The 18,793-nt window shown below is 67.0% G+C and carries 15 protein-coding genes and 1 pseudogene; 10 read left to right on the forward strand and 6 right to left on the reverse strand.

Annotated features, from left to right (window positions below):
* Window positions 1–146 precede the first annotated feature (146 nt).
* Window positions 147–680, forward strand: a complete 534-nt coding sequence (locus OXQ33_RS05040; protein ID WP_267433604.1) for a hypothetical protein — start codon at window positions 147–149, stop codon at window positions 678–680.
* Between the two features lie 97 nt (window positions 681–777).
* Window positions 778–1,422, forward strand: a complete 645-nt coding sequence (locus OXQ33_RS05045) for a YitT family protein (RefSeq protein ID WP_267433605.1) — start codon at window positions 778–780, stop codon at window positions 1,420–1,422.
* A 141-nt stretch (window positions 1,423–1,563) separates the two neighbouring features.
* Here OXQ33_RS05045 and OXQ33_RS05050 read toward each other — a convergent pair whose 3' ends face one another.
* The 4 genes and pseudogenes from OXQ33_RS05050 to OXQ33_RS05065 form a co-directional block, all read right to left on the reverse strand.
* The gene (locus tag OXQ33_RS05050) at window positions 1,564–2,589 is read right to left on the reverse strand and encodes an aspartate-semialdehyde dehydrogenase (protein WP_267433606.1); all 1,026 of its coding nucleotides are present in this window, start codon (window positions 2,587–2,589) and stop codon (window positions 1,564–1,566) included.
* Window positions 2,590–2,769: 180 nt separating this feature from the next.
* Window positions 2,770–3,055, reverse strand: a pseudogene (locus tag OXQ33_RS05055) (GIY-YIG nuclease family protein).
* A gap of 55 nt (window positions 3,056–3,110) precedes the next feature.
* Window positions 3,111–3,827: an MgtC/SapB family protein gene (locus tag OXQ33_RS05060; RefSeq protein ID WP_267433607.1), complete on the reverse strand. Its 717-nt coding sequence runs from the start codon at window positions 3,825–3,827 to the stop codon at window positions 3,111–3,113.
* A gap of 149 nt (window positions 3,828–3,976) precedes the next feature.
* Window positions 3,977–6,232, reverse strand: coding sequence for a DPP IV N-terminal domain-containing protein (locus OXQ33_RS05065; RefSeq protein WP_267433608.1), 2,256 nt, complete (start codon window positions 6,230–6,232; stop codon window positions 3,977–3,979).
* Between the two features lie 253 nt (window positions 6,233–6,485).
* Between OXQ33_RS05065 and OXQ33_RS05070 the strand changes: the two genes are divergently transcribed.
* From OXQ33_RS05070 to OXQ33_RS05080, 3 genes are all read left to right on the forward strand, one after another.
* Complete coding sequence (locus OXQ33_RS05070) at window positions 6,486–7,139, forward strand: hypothetical protein (RefSeq protein WP_267433609.1); 654 nt, start codon at window positions 6,486–6,488, stop codon at window positions 7,137–7,139.
* Between the two features lie 119 nt (window positions 7,140–7,258).
* Window positions 7,259–7,804, forward strand: coding sequence for a CHAP domain-containing protein (locus OXQ33_RS05075; RefSeq protein WP_267433701.1), 546 nt, complete (start codon window positions 7,259–7,261; stop codon window positions 7,802–7,804).
* 252 nt (window positions 7,805–8,056) lie between these two features.
* Window positions 8,057–8,302: a hypothetical protein gene (locus OXQ33_RS05080; RefSeq protein WP_267433610.1), complete on the forward strand. Its 246-nt coding sequence runs from the start codon at window positions 8,057–8,059 to the stop codon at window positions 8,300–8,302.
* A gap of 31 nt (window positions 8,303–8,333) precedes the next feature.
* On the opposite strand, the gene OXQ33_RS05085 is transcribed toward OXQ33_RS05080, so the two are convergent.
* Window positions 8,334–9,428: an anhydro-N-acetylmuramic acid kinase gene (locus OXQ33_RS05085; RefSeq protein WP_267433611.1), complete on the reverse strand. Its 1,095-nt coding sequence runs from the start codon at window positions 9,426–9,428 to the stop codon at window positions 8,334–8,336.
* Window positions 9,429–9,548: 120 nt separating this feature from the next.
* On the opposite strand from OXQ33_RS05085, the gene rimO reads away from it, so the two are divergent.
* The 3 genes from rimO to OXQ33_RS05100 all read left to right on the forward strand — a co-directional run bounded on the left by rimO (window position 9,549) and on the right by OXQ33_RS05100 (window position 13,971).
* A complete protein-coding gene (gene rimO / locus OXQ33_RS05090) occupies window positions 9,549–10,889 on the forward strand; it encodes a 30S ribosomal protein S12 methylthiotransferase RimO (RefSeq protein ID WP_267433612.1) in 1,341 nt (446 codons plus the stop codon).
* Window positions 10,890–11,197: 308 nt separating this feature from the next.
* Window positions 11,198–12,598 carry a serine hydrolase domain-containing protein gene (locus tag OXQ33_RS05095; RefSeq protein ID WP_267433613.1) on the forward strand — a complete coding sequence of 467 codons (1,401 nt, stop codon included), beginning with the start codon at window positions 11,198–11,200 and terminating at the stop codon, window positions 12,596–12,598.
* Entirely contained in the window at window positions 12,595–13,971 is a 1,377-nt protein-coding gene (locus OXQ33_RS05100) for a leucyl aminopeptidase family protein (protein ID WP_267433614.1), read from the forward strand. Before OXQ33_RS05095 ends, OXQ33_RS05100 begins: the two co-directional genes overlap by 4 nt.
* A 108-nt stretch (window positions 13,972–14,079) precedes the next feature.
* On the opposite strand, the gene tpiA is transcribed toward OXQ33_RS05100, so the two are convergent.
* Window positions 14,080–14,826 (reverse strand): triose-phosphate isomerase, encoded by a 747-nt coding sequence (gene tpiA / locus OXQ33_RS05105; RefSeq protein ID WP_267433615.1) that lies wholly within the window; start codon window positions 14,824–14,826, stop codon window positions 14,080–14,082.
* Window positions 14,827–14,961: 135 nt separating this feature from the next.
* Between tpiA and OXQ33_RS05110 the strand changes: the two genes are divergently transcribed.
* Window positions 14,962–16,908, forward strand: a complete 1,947-nt coding sequence (locus OXQ33_RS05110) for a peptidylprolyl isomerase (RefSeq protein WP_267433616.1) — start codon at window positions 14,962–14,964, stop codon at window positions 16,906–16,908.
* Complete coding sequence (gene trpE, locus OXQ33_RS05115; RefSeq protein ID WP_267433617.1) at window positions 16,895–18,412, forward strand: anthranilate synthase component I; 1,518 nt, start codon at window positions 16,895–16,897, stop codon at window positions 18,410–18,412. Before OXQ33_RS05110 ends, trpE begins: the two co-directional genes overlap by 14 nt.
* Window positions 18,413–18,793: the final 381 nt, after the last annotated feature.

An 18,793-nucleotide genomic window follows, 5' to 3' on the forward strand; every position in this document is an offset into this window, starting at 1 on the left:
GCCGTCATCCCCTGGACGCGCCGTTCCAGACTTTACAGCACTCCTTACAAGGACGCCTCAAGACCCATGGGATTCCATGAATTTTCCGCAGAAATCCACGAGTCGCGTGCATGGACAAAAGGGGTACAAACGGCTAGCCGCCATGAATGGCAGCCTCGCTTTTCCTGTTGGTCGCAGTCGTCCTGGCCTTTGCCGGGGGGAGCGGGCCCTGGGTCCTGATTGCGACCGTCGCCGTCGCGACCGCGGCGGGGACCAAGCTGCCCGATCTGGATACGCCGTTGCAGCTTCAGCATCGCAGTGCGCTGATCCACAGCATCCTGCCCTTCTATGTCGCGCTGTTCGACATCCGCACCTGGGGCGTCGCGGCGGGGCTGGGCTTCGGGGTCGGCTTTCATCTCGCCGCCGATCTGTTTCCCGGCACGATGCGGGGCTTCGCGACGATCAAGCTGCCGATCTGGGGATCGATCGGGGTGCTGCCTTCCTATCTCTGGATCGCGATCAACGCCGCCGCCAATCTGGCGGGTGCGCTGATCGTGCTGGAATGGATCGCCGCCGACCGGGTCGCGGCCTGTGCGCTGGCGGCGACCGGCGTGTTGGGGGCCAGCTATCTGCTGCGTGCGCAGGGCGGGCTTTATGCGCTGGCGGTGATCGTCGGGATCGGTTGGCTGATCATCCGATAGCCCGATTGGCGGCGGCGGTGCTTTGCGATAAGGCATGGGCCTGCCACGAGAAGCAGGATGATCGGGAGCGGATGCCGGACCCATAACCGGACCCTCGATGACCGCAGCCAACGCTTCCCCCGCCGACACCCTTCCCCCCAGCCCGATCGGGCGCCCGCACAGCCTGCTCGAGGATGCCTATGCGATCTTCATCGGCGTCACGCTGTTGATCGTGGGACTGGTGTTCCTGAAGGCGGCGGGGCTGGTGACCGGCGGGATCGCGGGCGTCGCGCTGCTGCTGTCCTATCTGATCCCGCTGCCGGCCGGCGTGTTGTTCACGCTGGTCAACATCCCCTTCTTCCTGTTCGCGCACAAGGTGATGGGCGCGCGGTTCGCGGTGAAGACGGTGCTGGTCAATATCGGGATCGGCGCGGCCTCGGCGATCACCCGCGTCTCGGTGCATGTCGACAGCGTCCATCCGGCCTTCGCCGCGCTGGTCGGGGGCACGGTGATCGGCATGGGCATCTTGGCGCTGGCCCGGCATCAGGCCGGGGTCGGCGGGACCGGCGTGATCACCATCTGGCTCTATCGCAAGCGCGGATGGAATATGGGCATGACCCAGGTCGCGCTGGACGTCTTCATCCTGGCGATGGCCATCCCGGTCGTATCGGGAGTGCAGATGATATGGTCGGCGATCAGCGCGGCGGCGATCAGCCTGATCCTCTTCGCCTGGCACCGGCCGGGGCTTTACATGGGGCGGTGAGTATATCCTCCCCGGCACGGGGAGGTGGCAGCGCGCGAGCGCTGACGGAGGGGGGCTTCCTCATAGGGCATTCCTTGCGGAGAGCCCCCTCCACCATGCTGCGCATGGTCCCCCTCCCCGTCGCCGGGGAGGAGTTTTACGTCAGCCCTTCTTCAGGTGGCGGCGGCCGAGCAGTTCGGCGATCTGCACCGCGTTCAGCGCCGCACCCTTGCGCAGGTTATCCGACACGCACCACAGCGACAGGCCGTTATCGACCGTCGAGTCCTCGCGCACGCGGCTGACGAAGGTCGCGAAATCGCCGACGCATTCGACGGGCGTGACGTATCCGCCGTCCTCACGCTTGTCGACCAGCATGACGCCAGGCGCCTCGCGCAGGATGTCCTGGGCTTCCTCGGCCGAAATCTCGTCCTCGAACTCGATGTTCAGCGCCTCGGAATGGCCGACGAACACCGGCACGCGGACGCAGGTGGCAGTGACCTTCACCTTGGGATCGAGAATCTTCTTGGTCTCGGCCACCATCTTCCACTCTTCCTTGGTCGAGCCGTCGTCCAGGAAGCTGTCGATGTGCGGGATCACGTTGAAGGCGATCTGCTTGGTGAACTTCTTCGGCTCGGCCGGATCACCGACGAAGATGTTGCGGCTCTGCTCGAACAGTTCGTCCATGCCCGCCTTGCCCGCGCCCGACACCGACTGATAGGTCGCGACGACGACGCGCTTGATCGTCGCCTTGTCGTGCAGCGGCTTCAGCGCCACGACCATCTGCGCGGTCGAGCAATTGGGGTTGGCGATGATGTTCTTGGCCGTATAGCCGTCGATGGCGTCCGGGTTCACCTCCGGCACGATCAGCGGCACGTCCGGGTCCATGCGGTAGAGCGACGAATTGTCGATCACGATGCAGCCGGCGGCGGCGAACTTCGGCGCATAGATTTTGGTCGCGTCGCTGCCGATGGCGAACAGCGCGATGTCCCAGCCGGTGGGATCGAAATGCTCGATATTCTTGATGGTGAGTTTCTTGCCGGTCTCACCAAATTCGATCTGGTCGCCCTGGCTGCGCGAGGACGCGACGACCGCGATCTCGTCGATCGGGAATTCCCGCTCCGCCAGAATGTTGAGCATTTCCCGGCCGACATTGCCCGAAGCACCGGCGACCACCACGCGATAACCCATTCAATCCTCCACTCGGAAGCGTGAGCCGGTAGCGACATTGCGCGGATACGTCCACCAACTTTGCGAAAAGTGCGCATTTGTGCTGGGCAAGCGGAGGTTGGCGTCCCCCTCAGCAAGGCCCCAGCCTTCGCTGGGGCGACGGAGCTTATGTCGCTCCAGCGAAGGCTGGGGCCTCCCGCCTCATGCCAATCGGTCGAAGAGATCATCCCATTCAGGGTTTGATGCTTTCGATCAGCCGTATTTTCCATTCCCGCTTCCATGCCTTCATCGCTTTCTCTCGGGCGATGGCATCGTCAATACGCTCGTGCTCCTCGGCATAGACCAGCCGGTGCAAGCCATAGCGGCGACAGAATTCCGCACCCTTGTCGGTGCGGTGCTGATGAGTGCGGGCGGCGAGATGCGCGGTGACGCCGATATAGAGCACGCCGTCCGGCTTGTTGGTCATGATATAGACCCAGCCCGACATCGGTCAGCCTATACGGCGAAAGGCCCCAGCCTTCGCTGGGGCGACGGATAAAGCGTCAGTCATGCGTGCTCGCCGCCCAGGTGGCATGGGCGATGCCGTGGACGGACTGGAAGTGGTCGGTGATGCGGTCGAGTTCTCCCGCCTCGACGATGGTGCTGGTCAGGGTGGCGGTGACGGTCACCTGGTCCTCACCCAGTTCCTGGGTATCCAGTTCGGCCACCGGGAGCCCGGCCCCCTCCAGATGCTCGACCAGCAGATCGCCGACCGGCCCGGCCTGCGCGGCGTCGGTGGTCAGGCTGACCGAATAGGTCGCCTCGACATGCCGCCCCTCGACCGGGATACGGTTGATCGCATCGACCAGCGGGCGCAGCGCGGTATTGGCGAGCAGGACCACGACGGTCAGCAGCACCGCCTCCGCCACCATGTCGCTGCCCGCGATCGAGCCCACCGCCGCCGAGCACCAGAGGGTCGCCGCGGTGTTCAGCCCGCGAACGTTCATCCCCTCCTTCATGATGACGCCCGCGCCCAGGAAGCCGATGCCGGAGACGACATAGGCGATGATGCGGATCGACTCGACATCGCCGCCCAGCCGCTGGCCCAGATCGACGAACGCCGCCGCGCCGATCGCGACCAGCGCGTTGGTGCGCAGGCCCGCCGTGCGTTGGCGGTACTGTCGCTCCGCGCCGATCACGGTGCCGAGGATGAAGGCGGTCAGATAGCTGACCAGTGTGTCGAGGAACGGCCAGAGGTGGAAGGTCTTCAGGAATGCCATGTGAAGGCCCCTAGATCCTCCCCGTTACGGGGAGGTGGCAGCGCGCCAGCGCTGACGGAGGGGGCGTGCCGCTTAGGTCGACCTTCGTGGCACGCCCCCCTCCACCATGCTGCGCATGGTCCCCCTCCCCGTGCCGGGGAGGATTGGGATCACTTCTTCGCCGGCTTGTCCTTCACCGTGCGGTCCAGGAAGTTCAGGATCGTATGCCACAGATGCTCCGACACGCCCGGCCCGCCGACGCGGTGGGTCTGGCCGGGGTAGAGCATCATCTCGAACGGCGTGTCGGTCTTCTGCATCTCGGCCGCGAAGGCGGTCGCATTGTCCAGGAAGACGTTATCGTCCGCCATGCCGTGGATCAGCATCAACGGATCGCGGATCTTCGCCGCCTCTGTGATGGCTTGCGACGTCGCATAGCTTTGCGCGTCGGTACGCGGATCGCCCAGATAGCGCTCGGTATAATGGGTATCGTAGAGCTGCCAGTCGGTGACGGGCGCGCCCGACACCGCCGCCGCATAGACGCCCGGCGTCTTCTGAAGCATCTTGATCGACATATAGCCGCCGTACGACCAGCCATAGGTCGCGATCCGGCCCGCATCGACGAAGGGCAGGTTCTTCAGGTAATTCGCGCCCGCCAGCTGGTCGGCGACCTCGACCGTGCCCATCGCGTGATAGATGGCGTCCTCGAACGCCTTGCCGCGATTATAAGAGCCGCGATTGTCGATCTGGAAGAATATCCACCCCTGATCGACCAGATATTGCGGCAAAGCGCCCTGCCAGCCGCGCGTGACCTGCTGGCCCGTGCCGGGACCGCCATAATGCTGGAAGAAGACGGGGTAGCGCTTGCCCGGCTCCAGCTTCGGCGTGATCATTTCCCAATAGAGGGTCGTGCCGTCATCGGCCTTGATCGTGCCGAACTTGGTTTCGCGGTGGCTGGCGAGATAGGGCGCATAGGGATGCCCCGCGACAATGGCGTTCTCGTTGATCCAGCTCAGCCGCTTGCCGGTCGTGTCGGCCAGATAGACCTGGGTCGGCTGGGTCGGGCTGGAGCGCGAGACGATGAAGCGGCTGGCCGACGAATCCATCGACGCGCTGTTGGTATAGCCGCGCTCGGTCAGGCGGGTGATGACATTGGGATGCGCGATGTCGACGGCATAGAGATGCTGTTCGAGCACATCGTCCTTCAGGCCGGTGAAGTACAGGCGGCCCTTGGCCTCATCCACGCCGACCAGATTGGTGACGACCCAGGCCCCCTTGGTCAGTTGCGCCCACTGACCGTTTGCGAAGTGATAGAGATGGCCATAGCCGTCCCGCTCCGACCGCCAGATGAGACTTCCGTCCTTCAGCGGGCGATAGGCGTCGGACAGGTTCAGCCAGCTCCGGTCGCCCGAACGTTCGGTGAAGAGGAGGGTCGACTGGCCGGTCTTGGGATCGACGCGCAGCATGTCGAGCGTCTTCTGGTCGCGGCTCTGGCGCTGGACCAGCATCGCCGAGCCGTCCGGCGTCCAGTCGACGCGCGCCAGATAGATATCCGGGTTGGTGCCGAGATCGACCTTCACCCGGCTCGATCCGTCCGCCTTCATGACGTAGAGGTCGACCAGCGCATTGGGCGTGCCCGCCGCCGGATAGCGCTGTTCATAGACCTTGGTCCCCGCCGCGCCGATCGCCGCGCGGACCGCGACCTTGACCGGCGCCTCGTCGAAGCGCTCGACCGCGATATAACGTTCGTCGGGGCTCCACCAGTATCCGGTGAAGCGGTGCATTTCCTCCTGCGCGACGAACTCCGCCTCGCCGAAATGGATGGTGCCGCCGCCCTCCTTGGTCAGCGGACGCGCCTCGCCGCCGCCCAGTGGCATGGACCAGAGATTCTGGTCGCGCACGAAGCTGACGAAACCGCCCTTGGGGCTGACGATCGGGTTCAGCTCGCCGCCCGGCGTGTTGGTCAGGCGGCGGACCTGCCCGTCCAGCCCGGCGAGATAGAGGTCGCCGTCCAGCGGCACCAGGATCGACTTGCCGTCGGGCGCCCAGTCATAGGCGACGATGCCCTTCGACCCGCTGATCCGCGCGCGCTCGCGCTGCATCTTCTCCGCCTCGGACAGTTCGGCGCCCGAGCCGACCTTCTTCGAATCGACCAGCATCCGCTCTTCGCCGGTGCGGGTGTCGCGCGCCCACAGGTCCAGCCGCTCACGCTCATCGGCGCGCGGGCGCAGCGAGGTCAGGAGCGTGCCGTCGGGCGACAGGCGAAGACCGCGCGGCTGCGACCCCGACAGGTCCGGGCTGCCGAAGACGCGCTTCAGCGTCAGTTCGCCCTGCTTTTCAGGCTCAGCGGCCATGGCCGGTGCCCCCATTCCCGATGTGATCGACGCCCCCACCGACGCCAGCGCCAGACCCAGCACCCATTTGTGCATTCATACCACTCCAGACCCATATCCGCCGGATCGGTCCCGGCGCGTCGCCGGGCGTTATCGCGACGCCATGCCGATCCGGCAAGCGCGATCCTCCCCGGCCCGACCGGATCCTCCGGAACCCACGGAAAACCGGCCATTTCGACGTCAATTCTTCGTAAACCCGCCATTAACGAAATTTGTTTAGACCCTTCGGGCGGGAACGACACGAGGACATCATCCCCGGCGTCGCGATCCGTACATTATCGGAACGGACATGGCGGCGACCATCGCATTCGACATTCAGAACGATCGGCGGGGTGACATCCGGGCGATCCTGGCGCGCTCGGGCAGCGCGGGGCATCCTCATGTCCAGTCGTTGCTCCTGCCACAGGCGCTGCTGCACGACCTGACCGATGCGGTTCATGCGGTGTGCGCGGTCCATGGCAACCATCCGTGCATGATCGATTACGCCATGGCGCGCGGCATCCAGATCGAAACGCTGCCCTGGTTGATCCAGTCGTCCAACGCCTTCGCCCATGAGCGGGCCTTTCTCGCCAATCTGACCTCGGCGGCGGGTCCGCTTCCCTCGACACCGGGTCAGGCGCAAACCGATGCGGCGCTGACCCAGTTGCGCCAGACGCTGGAGATGCTCGCCAATTCGGATCGTCGCGGATGCGCGACGGGCGCGGTCTGCGCGCTGATCCTCGACTGGCGGACCATCCGACAGCTTCTGGACCAGGCCGCCCGCCGCTTCGGCCTGTCCGCCCCCGTCAACCAGTTGCCCGAGCCGTTGCTCGACATGACCGAGGAAGAGGCGGCGACGCTGGGTCTGGCGCGGGCGCGCGGTTTCGGCGCGACTCAGTTGCTCGTCCAGCATCGGGTGCTGTGGGATTTGCTGGAGGCGCGAGCCAGCGCGCGACGCGGCTAGGGACGACCGACCCCGCGCGTCGTCCGCCCGTCGCGCGAAACACTCGGCCGGGCGAGCTACCGGCCCGTTAACCATCTTGAACAGTTCACGATTAATCCGCCGGGCTTAGCGTGATCGTCATGAAAGCCCTGGTGTCCAAAGCAGTCCTCTCGCTCTGCGCACTGACGGTCGCCGTGTCGGCCGAAGCGCGATCGCTGCTCGATTATGTCGGGCAATGCGTGCCCTTCGCGCGCGAGGCCTCCGGCATTTCCATTTATGGCGACGCCTGGACCTGGTGGAACCAGGCCGAAGGGAAATATCCGCGCGGCCATAACCCCCGCGTCGGCGCGGTCGTCGTCTTCGAAAAGACCAGCCGCCTGCCGCTGGGCCATGTCGCGGTGGTCAGCCGCGTGGTCGAGGACCGGGTGCTGATGCTGACCCACGCCAACTGGTCGATCCAGAATGGCGAGCGCGGCCATGCCGAACAGGATGTGACGTTGTTCGACGTGTCCCCCGCCAATGACTGGAGCATGGTGAAGGTCTGGTTCCGCGACTCGGACGGGTTGGGCAGTTCAACCTATCCGATCTACGGCTTCATCTATGGCAAGGGCCGCGCCGCACCCGAATTGACCAGCGACAAGCCCGATTATGTCGGCGCGCTGATCGACGCCTATGTCGCCCGCTGATTGCCAGTAGCAATCGACATTCATTCTATTCCTCCCCTGGAAGGGGAGGTGGCAGGCCGAAGGCCTGACGGAGGGGTGTCCCCCTTGGAGAGGTCGGCCAAGCTTACGACGGGTTACACCCCTCCACCATGCTTCGCATGGTCCCCCTCCCCTTACAGGGGAGGAATGAAATCGGCATGGCCCGAATGTCGCCCGCTGATTGCTAAGAGGTCATCGTCGATCTAGATTGCTTCCACTTCAGGGAGAAGGTCTATGATGTTGTTCATGACGCTCGCGCTGATCGCCGATAGCGGTATTGTCCGACCGTCGATGCCGCCCCTTGGCGAGGTGCCGCAACGCTGCGTCCAGACGGAAAAGCGGGTCAGCAGGAATGCCCCCTCCGCCGGTCCCCGAAAGCTGAACGAGATGCCCGACGCCGAAGCGCGGTTCGCGGTGCTGCGCAGTGTCGATGGCTGCCCCATCCCCGCCAAGGTCAGCCAGGAAACGGCGAAGCGATAAGTCCTTCCTCCCTCGCGAGAGGGAAATACGGTCAGTTCGTGGCTGGCCGGTGGATCACGCCGCCGGTCATCGCCTGCGCCACACCGGTCGTGCCCGGAAAGCTGATCGGGCGCTCGTTCAGCCGCCTCACCGCCATATAGGCGAAACCCTCGGCCTCCATCGCGTCGCCGTTCCAGCCCAGCGCGTCGGTCGGCTCGGGCGTCAGTCCGGTTTCCTGCCCGATCATGCGGAGCATCGTCGCATTGTGCCGCCCGCCGCCCGCGACCAGCAGCCGCCGGGGACGCTGGGGCAGATGATCCAGCGCCCGCGCGACGGTCCGCGCGGTAAAGGCGGTCAGCGTCGCCGCCCCGTCCGCCGCCGACAGGCCCCGCGCCGGTTGTATGGTGAAGTCGTTGCGGTCGAGCGACTTGGGCGGGGCCAGATCGAACCAGCCATTGTCCATCATCGTGTCCAGCACGGTGGGCTCGACCCGCCCCGTCGCCGCCAACGCGCCGTCCGCGTCGTAACGCTGGCCGGTCTCCACCTCCATCCAGCTATCGATCAGGCCGTTGGCGGGCCCGGTGTCGAACGCGACCAGCGCTCCGTCGCGGCCGACCCAGGTGATGTTCGCGACCCCGCCCAGGTTGAGGATGGCGACCGGCTTTTCCAGCCCGGTGGCCAGTGCCGCATGATAGACCGGGATCAGCGGCGCCCCCTGCCCGCCCGCCGCGACATCGGCGGAGCGGAAGTCGGACACGGTGACGATCCCCGTGGCATCGGCCAGCGCCTGTCCGTCACCGATCTGCCAGGTCCAGCCGCGATCGGGGCGGTGCGCCACGGTCTGGCCGTGGAAACCGATGACATCGACCCGCCCCGCCTCGACACCCGCGTCGCGCAGCAGCTTCTGCACGACCATCGCATGGGTTCGTACGATCAGGTCGCCCGCCGCGACGATGGGCGGGCTGGCACGCGGGCGATCGAAGGTCAGCGCCATCGCGGTCGCCTCCGCCAGTTCGGCGCGCGCGCCGTCCGAATAGGTTTCGGAGCGAAAGGCGACCGGGCGCACCAGCGCCTCGCCATCCGTCTCGACCAGTGCGGCGTCCACGCCGTCTAGCGAGGTTCCCGACATCAATCCGATCGCCAGCATCGCCAATTTAACCTTTGTGAACCCGCCCCCCTCATGCCGGGATCACGGGGGCCTGTCGACCACCTGGCGCAAGCACATCTGGAAAAGCGTTCCGATCTGGACTATGTGCGCGCGTATCCCATGGCAACCAAACTCCCCACTCCGCCGCGCGTCGGCATGGTCTCGCTCGGCTGTCCCAAGAATCTGGTCGACAGCGAACGCATCCTGACCCAGCTTCGCGCCGATGGCTATCAGATGTCACCCGACTATGCCGGGGCGGACGTCGTGCTGGTCAACACATGCGGCTTTCTCGACTCCGCCAAGGAGGAAAGCCTGGAGGCAATCGGCGAGGCGATCAAGGAAAATGGTCGCGTCATCGTGACCGGCTGCATGGGCAAGGAAGCCGAGGCGATCCGCACCCGCTTCCCCGACGTGCTCGCGATCACCGGCGCGCATGAATATGAGCAGGTGGTGGAGGCCGTCCACGCCGCCGCGCCCGCGAACCTGTCGCCCTATATCGACCTGATCCCCGATGCCGGGCTGAAGCTGACCCCGCGCCATTACAGCTATCTGAAGATTTCGGAGGGCTGCAACCACCGGTGCAGCTTCTGCATCATCCCCAGCCTTCGCGGCGACCTGGTCAGCCGCCGCCCCGACGCGATCCTGCGCGAGGCGGAGAAGCTGGTCGCGGCGGGTACGCGCGAGCTGCTGGTCATCAGCCAGGACACCTCGGCTTACGGCATCGACATTAGGCGCGAGCCCCGCATGTGGAAGGGGCAGGAGGTCGTGCCGCACATGACCGACCTGGCCCGCGAACTGGGCAAGATCGCCCCCTGGGTGCGGCTGCACTATGTCTATCCCTATCCTCATGTGGATCAGGTGATCCCGCTGATGGCGGAAGGCTTGGTGCTGCCCTATCTGGACATTCCGTTCCAGCATGCCGCGCCGTCCGTCCTCCGCCGCATGAAGCGCCCCGGCAACGATGCCAAGGTGTTGAGCCGCATTCACCAGTGGCGCGACATCTGCCCCGACATCGCGATCCGCTCGACCTTCGTGGTCGGCTTCCCCGGCGAGACGGAGGAGGATTTCGAATATCTGCTCGACTGGCTGGATGAAGCCCAGCTCGACCGGGTCGGCGCCTTCCGCTTCGAACCCGTCGAGGGCGCCGCCGCCAACGCGCTGCCCGATCACGTCCCCGAGGAGGTGAAGGAGGAACGCTACGCGCGGATCATGGAAAAGACCGCGGCCATCTCCGCCGCCAAGCTCGCCGCCAAGGTGGGCCGCACCCTGCCGGTCATCATCGACGCGGTGGACGAGGAGGGTGGCGCGACCGGCCGTTCCCAGGCCGACGCACCGGAGATCGACGGTGAAGTCTTCCTCCGCGATGCCGGGCATCTGGCGGTCGGCGATATCGTACCCGTCGTAATCGAGGATGCGGACGACCACGATTTGTACGGCGTTCCCGTTACCGGAAACGCGTGAGCATCCATATCCGATAGCCCCGGGCGTTGCCCGGCCCCTCCACCACTCGCTGACGCGAGCGGTCCCCCTCCCCAAGCAAAGCTTGGGGAGGATTGAGGCCTGTCGTCCGCCGGGTATCCCAATTCCTTCCCAAGCTTTGCTTGGGGAGGGGGACCGCCGCGAAGCGGTGGTGGAGGGGCATCCTTCCCACCTTGCTCAGGCCAAGCGGCGCGAGGGGCTCCATTGCAACGACCGTTCCCGCTGAGCGAAGTCGAAGCGCACGGCCCGAACCCGTTGCGCCGCTCCCACAAACCTGCTTCCTTGCCCCCATGAGATACCCGACATTGCTGGCGGCGATCGCGCTGATCGCCCCCGCCCCGCTCGCCGCCCAAGCCCTGACCCCGGCGGAAACCCAGAAGATCGACGCGCTGGTGCAGAAGACGCTGGCGGACACCGGCGTCCCCTCCGCCTCGATCGCGGTGGTGCGCGGCGGCAGGATCGTCCTTGCCAAGGCTTACGGCAAGCAGTTCGAAGGGCAGACCGGCCCCGCCGACCCCAAACTCCCCTATCAGATCGCCTCCGTGTCGAAGCAGTTCACCGCCGCCGCGATCCTGTTGCTGGCGGACGAGGGCAAGCTGTCGTTGGATGACAGCGTCTCCAAATACATCCCCGGCATCACCGATGGCGACAAGATCACCATCCGCCAGTTGCTCAGCCACACCTCGGGCCTGCGCGACTATTGGCCGCAGGATTACAGCTTCAAGGCGATGGCGACCCCGACCAGCCCGCAAGGCATCGTCGACCGATGGGCCAAGGCGCCGCTGGACTTCGCCCCCGGCACCCAGTGGCAATATTCCAACACAGGCTATGTCGTGGCGGGCATGATCGTCGAGAAGGTCGCCGGGCAATCCCTGCTCGATTTCCTCCAGGCGCGGGTGTTCCGCCCGCTCGGCATCCGTGCGGTGGATCAGGACAAGGCGGTCGGCCCCGGCTTCCCCCAGGGCTATCTGCGCCACGCGCTCGGCCCCGTCCGGGTGGAGACCCCCGCCGCCCCCGGCTGGCTCTATGCGGCGGGCGAGCTTTCCATGTCGGCGGAGGATCTCGCCAAATGGGACGTGGCGCGGATGAACCGCACGCTGCTGCCCGCGAAGGACTGGGCCGAGCAGGAACGTCCGGTCAAGCTGACCGACGGCTCCAACACCAATTACGGGCTGGGCGTCGGGGTCGGCAACGACAATGGCCGCCGCATGGTCGAACATAGCGGCGAGGCGGTGGGCTTCCTGAGCGAGAATATCGTCTATCCCGACGACAAGGCCGCCGTGGTGGTCGCGGTGAATGCCTGGTTCGCCGACGCGCAGAACCGCATCGCCAAGGGGATTTCGGACATCGTCCTCCCCGCCCCCCAGGCCAGTGCCGAGGACGCCGCCGCGCTCGACCGGACCAGGCGCGTCTATGCGCAGTTGCAGGCGGGCAATCTCGACCGCACGCTGCTGACCGAGGACGCGGCCTATTATTTCACCCCGGCGACCATCGCCGATTACAGGACCAGCCTGTCGCCGCTGGGCACGCCGGCCAAGATCGAGCAGGTCGGGCGCACCCGCCTGCGCGGCGGGTTCGTCAACCGGTCCTACCGCGTCACCTATCCGTCGCGGTCGCTGCGGATCAGCACCTATGCCGAACCCGGCACGGGCGGAAAGATCGAACAGTTTCTGGTAAGCCCCTCCGAATGATGGACTTCTCCCCCCTGCTGCAACCCGATCGCGGGCAGCCCGCGCGTGCGGTCACGCTTCTCGCGCCGTCCGGCTTCGACGCCTGGCTGACCCGACAGCCCGCCGCGATCCGCGCGCTGGCGGCGGCGCAGCGCTTCACCGCCAAGCCCGACAGCGTGCTGCTGATCCCGCACGAGGCCGATATCGCCGTCGTCGCAGGCGTGGCCGATCCCGCATCGCCCTGGGCACTGGCCAAGCTGGCGGAGTCCTTGCCCGAGGGCAGCTACCGCCTCGACGGCGCGGAGGTCGGGGCGAATGCCCTGGGTTGGCTGCTCGGCCAGTATCGCTTCACCCGCTATCGCAAGGCGGAGGATGCGGGGCCGCGTATCCTGTTGACCCGCGACGCCGGTCACCGCGACGAACTGCTCCGCATCGCCGCCGCCACCGCGCAGGTCCGCGATCTGGTCAATACCGGCGCGGGCGATCTGGGCCCCGCCGAACTGGAGGCGGAGGCCCAGGCGCTGGCCCGCGCGCATCGTGCGGAGATCAGCGTCACCACGGGGGAAACGCTGGCCCGCGATTATCCGATGATCCATGCGGTCGGCCGGGCGGCGGTGCGCGAACGCGGGCCCCGGCTGATCGAACTCCACTGGGGCGATCCCGGCCATCCGCGCATCGCCATCGTCGGCAAGGGCGTGTGCTTCGATACCGGCGGGCTCGATATCAAGCCATCGGCGGGCATGCGCCTGATGAAGAAGGACATGGGCGGGGCGGCCCACGCCCTGGCGCTGGCCGGGCTGGTGATGGCGGCGAGACTGCCGGTGCGGCTCCACCTGCTGATCCCGGCGGTCGAGAATGCCGTGTCCGGCGCGTCCTTCCGCCCCGGCGACGTGCTGAAGACCCGCAAAGGCCTGACGGTCGAGAACACCAATACCGATGCCGAAGGTCGCCTAATCCTGGGCGACGCGCTGACCCGTGCGGGCGAGGAGAAGCCCGAACTGATCCTCGACTTCGCGACCCTGACCGGCGCGGCGCGCGTGGCGCTGGGGCCGGACCTGCCGCCGCTGTTCACCGATGACGAGGCGTTGGCGGCGGACCTGCTGGCGGCGGGCGTCGCCGAGGAAGACCCGGTCTGGCGGCTGCCGCTCTGGGACGGTTATGACGAGATGCTGAAGTCCGACATCGCCGACATGGTCAATGCCCCGGACGGCGGTTTCGCGGGGGCGATCACGGCGGCGCTGTTCCTGCGGCGCTTCGTGCCGAGGGAGACGGCCTGGGCGCATCTGGACGTGTTCGCGTGGCGGCCATCCACCAAGCCGGGACGGCCCAAGGGGGGTGACGCCTATGCGCTGCGCGCGGCGTATCGAATGTTGAAGGGGCGGTATTCGGGCTGACGACCAGTCCCCAACCGTCATCCCAGCGAAGGCTGGGATCTTTTGCGGCCATACCGATCCGCCGCAAAAGGCCCCAGCCTTCGCTGGGGCGACGGTGGCCTCCCGGCGTTACAACCCCGCCGCCGCCTCGATGATCGGCACGAACTTCGCGGCGGTCAGGCTCGCGCCGCCGACCAGCGCGCCGTCGACATTCTCGACCGCCAGCAAGGTCGCCGCATTCTCCCCCGTCACCGATCCGCCGTAGAGAATCCGCACCCCGTCCGCCGCATCGCCGATCAGCATCCGCAGCTTGGCGCGCGCGATGGAATGGATCGTCGCGATCTCGTCCAGCGTCGGCGTGCGCCCCGTGCCAATCGCCCAGCGCGGTTCATAGGCCAGGGTGAACCAGCTTCCATCCGCATTGTCGGGCACCGACTTCTCGATCTGCGCCTGCACCACGCGCTCGGCGCGGCCCGCATTGCGCTCCGCCTCGGTCTCGCCGCAGCACAGGATGACGTTCAGCCCCTGGCGATGCGCCGCCGCCGCCTTGGCCCAGGCGTCCTGGCTGGTCTCGCCCTGGTCCGCACGACGCTCCGAATGGCCGACAATGGTGAAGCGGGCGCCCGCTTCCTTGACCATCGCCGCCGAAACGCAGCCGGTATGCGCGCCCGAATCGGCCTCGTGCACATCCTCGGCGCCGATCGACAGTCCGGGCACCCGCTCGGCGGCGGGGCCGATCAGGGTGAAAGGCACCGCCATCGCGACATCGACGTTCGGGGCCGCTTCCGCCGCCCGCGCCATGGCGTCCAACTCGGCCAGAGCGGCGCGCGAGCCGTTCATCTTCCAGTTGCCCGCCACCAATTTGCGCCTTGCCATATTGAGGCTCCCATTGAGTCGTCTGTTTTACGTGTTCAACACCGATAGCGTATTGCGCTTGTCGCACAAGCTTGATGCGGGGCCGCCTCGCCCCTAAAGCACGTCCCGATTTTCTTTCTTGCCGATCGGTCGTCCATGCTCAGCTTCTTCCGCCGGATCATCAATTCCAAGGCCGGCGTCGTCGTGACCTTCATCGTCCTCGGCGTGATCGCGATCGCGTTCGCGGCGGGCGACGTGTCGAACATCGCCGGCATGGCGGGCGGTCTGGGCGGCTCCGACGTCGCCAAGGTCGGCGGCGCGAAGGTCACCGCCAACGACCTGCGCACCGCCGCGCAGAACGAGGTCGCGGCCTATCGCCAGGAACAGCCGACGCTCGACATGGCGCAGTTCATCGCGGCGGGCGGGTTCGAAGGCGTGCTCCAGCGCGAGATCACCGGCCTGTCGCTCGAACAGTTCGGCAAGGATCAGGGCATGGTCGTGTCCCGCCGCCTGGTCGACGGCCAGATCGCCTCGATCCCCGCCTTTCGCGGGCCCAATGGGCAGTTCGATCCGGCGCTCTATCAGCAGCTTCTGGCACAGCGGAAGATGACCGACGCGCAGGTGCGGACCGATATCGAGCGGACCAGCTATGCGCAGCAACTGACCGTGCCGACCATTGGCGCCACCCAGTTCGCGATGCAGATGGCGCTGCCCTATGCCTCGCTGCTGCTCGAAAAGCGTGAGGGCGAGGTCGGCTATATCCCGACCCGTCTGGTGCCCGCCGGGGCCGCGCCGACCGATGCCGAGATTCAGACCTTCTATCAGCGCAACGTTCAGCGTTACACGCTGCCCGAGCGCCGTGTCGTCCGCTATGCGCTGGTGACGCCCGCCGCCGTCGCGGCCAGCGCGACGCCCAGCGAGGCGGAGATCGCCCGCTATTACCAGACCAACCAGTCGCGTTATGCCGCGACCCAGAAGCGTGATGTGACCCAGGTGATCGTCGCCGATCAGGCGGGCGCCAACGCGCTGGCGGCCAAGGCGAAGGGGGGTGCCTCGCTCGCCGATGCCGCCCGCGCCGCCGGGCTGGAAGCCTCGACCCAGAAGGGCGTCGACAAGGCTGCCTACACGACGCAGGCCTCCACCGCCGTTGCCGACGCGGTGTTCGGCGCCGCGCAAGGGTCGGTCGTCGGTCCGGTTCGCGGCACGCTGGGCTTCGTCGTCGCCAAGGTCGATGCGATCACCCAGGTTCCCGGCAAGACGCTGGCGCAGGCACGGCCCGAGATCGTCGCGGAACTGGCCAAGCAGAAGCAGGCCGCAGCGCTGGGCGAGATGCGCAACACGATCGAGGACGCGCTGTCGGGCAATGCGACCTTCGACGAGGTCGTTACCGATCGCAAGCTTCAGGCGCAGACCACCCCGGCGGTGACCGCGCAAGGGGCCGCCCCCGATGCGCCGACCTTCCAGCCCACACCGGAGCAGCGCGCGATGATCACCGCCGCCTTCACCGCCGAGGAAGGCGATGCGCCGCAGATCGTGCCGGTCGGACAGGATGGCGGCTTCGCGGTCGTCGGCGTCGGCCAGATCCAGCGCTCCGCCCCGCGTCCGCTGGCGCAGGTACGCAACCAGGTCCTCGCCGACCTGAACGCCGACCGCGCCCGTACCGCCGCGCGCAAGCTCGCCAATGCAGTGTTGGCCAAGGTGAACAAGGGCATGCCGATGGCGCAGGCGTTGAAGGAAACCGGCCTGGCCGTGCCGCCGGTCCGCCCGATCGCCGCGTCGCGCCGCGATCTGGCCGCCGCGCAGAACACCCCCGCCGCCGCGCCGCTCGCGCTGCTCTTCTCGATGCCGCAGAACAAGGCGCGCACGCTGGAGGCGCCGCAGAACGAGGGCTGGTACATCCTGCGCGTGAACAAGATCGAGGCGGGCAACGCCGCGGGTAACGAAGCCGCGATCCGCGCCGCGCGCGCCGATATCGGTCGCCTGATCGGCCGTGAATATGTCTCGCAATTCGCCCGCGCCGTCCGCGACTCGGTCGGCGTGAAGACCGATCCCAAGGCGGTGGCGAAGGTCCGCGCAGAACTGCTGAACAATGGCGGCAACTGAGGCGAACGCCGCCGACGGCGCCGCCGACCGGCTTAACGCCGGTCGCCCGGTGCTGATCTGGCGGCGACAGATCGCCGACACCGAAACCCCGGTGGCGGCGGCGCTCAAGCTGATCGAGCCGGGTCGCGGCGACTTCCTGCTCGAATCGGTCGAGGGCGGCGCGACGCGCGGGCGCTACAGCCTGATCGGCCTCGCCCCCGATCTGGTGTTCCGTGCGCACGGCCATGCGGCGGCGATCAACCGTCGCTGGGCCACCGATCGCGAGGCGTTCGAGCCCTGTTCGCAGGCAACGCTCGCCGCGCTCCGCAGCCTGGTCGCCGAATGCCGCGCCGACGTGCCGGAGGGGCTGCCCTCCGCGCTCGCCTGTCTGGTCGGCTATTTCGGCTATGAGACGGTCGGGCTGGTCGAGGATTTGCCCCAGCCGGAGAGCGATCCGCTCGGCCTGCCCGACATGATCTTCGTGCGGCCGACCGTGATTCTGGTCTTCGACCGGCTGGCCGACGCGCTTTATCTGGTCGCGCCGGTCTGGCCCGATGCCGCACGCGATGCCGGCCGGATGATCGCCGAGGCGGAGGAACGGCTGGACGCGACCGCCGCCCGGCTGGCGACGACGGCGCTTCCCTCGCCCGTCCGCGCCGACCTGCCCGAGCCCGCCTACATCCCCGCTTTGCCGCAGGGCCGCTATGCCGAGATGGTGGCCCGCGCGAAGGACTATATCGTCGCGGGCGACATATTTCAGGTGGTGCTGGCACAGCGTTTCTCCGCGCCCTTCGCGCTGCCGCCCTTCGAACTGTACCGCAGCCTGCGGCGGATCAACCCCTCGCCCTTCCTCTACCATCTCGACCTGCCCGGCTTCTCGCTGATCGGGTCGAGCCCCGAGATTCTGGTCCGCGTCCGCGATGGCGAGGTGACGATCCGCCCGATCGCGGGCACGCGTCCGCGTGGACGTACCGGGGCAGAGGATGCCGCGAACCGCGACAGCCTGCTCGCCGATCCCAAGGAACGCGCCGAGCATTTGATGCTGCTAGACCTGGGCCGCAACGATGTGGGTCGAGCGGCATCGGCGGGCAGCGTGCGGGTGACCGACAGCTATACGGTCGAATTCTACAGCCATGTCATGCACATCGTCTCCAACGTCGTCGGACGGCTGGGCGACGACAAGGACGCGCTGGATGCCCTGTTCGCGGGCTTCCCTGCGGGCACGGTCAGCGGCGCGCCCAAGGTCCGCGCCTGCCAGATCATCGCCGAACTGGAGCCCGAGCGGCGCGGCGCCTATGCGGGCGGCGTCGGCTATTTCTCGCCGGACGGGTCGATGGACTCGTGCATCGTGCTGCGGACCGCCGTGGTCAAGGACGGGACCATCCACGTCCAGGCGGGCGCGGGCATCGTCGCCGACAGCGACCCCGCCTATGAACAGCGCGAATGCGAAGCCAAGGCCGGAGCGATGCTCGCCGCCGCCAGGGACGCGGTGGCGCGGGCGGGCGAAGGCGGTTTCGGGCAATAGGGGCGGTTCGGGCGTTTGCCGATTGGGCCGGACGCCTCTTTAAGACCGATGAGCGAGAGGTAGCCCGACCACACCCTCGAACCACCCCGGCGAGGGCCGATCGACATTCACCCATTCCTCCCCTGGAAGGGGAGGTGGCAGGCCGTCAGGCCTGACGGAGGGGTGTCGCACTATCGAGAGGGGGACACCCCTCCACCATGCTGCGCATGGTCCCCCTCCCCTTGCAGGGGAGGAATGAGGACACCGCCGCCTGAATGTCGATCAGGCCCAAGAATTCAAACGAACACGCCAATCCTTTTTTGCGCGCAGAGGCGCGGAGGACGCAGAGATATCATACACGCCCGGTAGCGCGCTTCATGAATCCTCAGATGGCAAAAGCGG

Origin of the sequence: Sphingomonas sp. GM_Shp_1 (assembly GCF_026540895.1) — a bacterium.
Taxonomy (GTDB): domain Bacteria; phylum Pseudomonadota; class Alphaproteobacteria; order Sphingomonadales; family Sphingomonadaceae; genus Sphingomonas.

Excerpts from the sequence above, each read along its gene's own strand:
- rimO (WP_267433612.1), top strand. The coding sequence starts at position 9,549 with ATGGCAACCAAACTCCCCACTCCGCCGCGCGTCGGCATGGTCTCGCTC.
- OXQ33_RS05085 (WP_267433611.1), bottom strand. The coding sequence starts at position 9,428 with ATGCTGGCGATCGGATTGATGTCGGGAACCTCGCTAGACGGCGTGGAC.
- OXQ33_RS05080 (WP_267433610.1), top strand. The coding sequence starts at position 8,057 with ATGATGTTGTTCATGACGCTCGCGCTGATCGCCGATAGCGGTATTGTC.
- OXQ33_RS05050 (WP_267433606.1), bottom strand. The coding sequence starts at position 2,589 with ATGGGTTATCGCGTGGTGGTCGCCGGTGCTTCGGGCAATGTCGGCCGG.
- tpiA (WP_267433615.1), bottom strand. The coding sequence starts at position 14,826 with ATGGCAAGGCGCAAATTGGTGGCGGGCAACTGGAAGATGAACGGCTCG.
- OXQ33_RS05065 (WP_267433608.1), bottom strand. The coding sequence starts at position 6,232 with ATGCACAAATGGGTGCTGGGTCTGGCGCTGGCGTCGGTGGGGGCGTCG.
- OXQ33_RS05075 (WP_267433701.1), top strand. The coding sequence starts at position 7,259 with ATGAAAGCCCTGGTGTCCAAAGCAGTCCTCTCGCTCTGCGCACTGACG.
- OXQ33_RS05100 (WP_267433614.1), top strand. The coding sequence starts at position 12,595 with ATGATGGACTTCTCCCCCCTGCTGCAACCCGATCGCGGGCAGCCCGCG.
- OXQ33_RS05110 (WP_267433616.1), top strand. The coding sequence starts at position 14,962 with ATGCTCAGCTTCTTCCGCCGGATCATCAATTCCAAGGCCGGCGTCGTC.
- OXQ33_RS05040 (WP_267433604.1), top strand. The coding sequence starts at position 147 with ATGGCAGCCTCGCTTTTCCTGTTGGTCGCAGTCGTCCTGGCCTTTGCC.
- trpE (WP_267433617.1), top strand. The coding sequence starts at position 16,895 with ATGGCGGCAACTGAGGCGAACGCCGCCGACGGCGCCGCCGACCGGCTT.
- OXQ33_RS05045 (WP_267433605.1), top strand. The coding sequence starts at position 778 with ATGACCGCAGCCAACGCTTCCCCCGCCGACACCCTTCCCCCCAGCCCG.
- OXQ33_RS05060 (WP_267433607.1), bottom strand. The coding sequence starts at position 3,827 with ATGGCATTCCTGAAGACCTTCCACCTCTGGCCGTTCCTCGACACACTG.
- OXQ33_RS05070 (WP_267433609.1), top strand. The coding sequence starts at position 6,486 with ATGGCGGCGACCATCGCATTCGACATTCAGAACGATCGGCGGGGTGAC.
- OXQ33_RS05095 (WP_267433613.1), top strand. The coding sequence starts at position 11,198 with ATGAGATACCCGACATTGCTGGCGGCGATCGCGCTGATCGCCCCCGCC.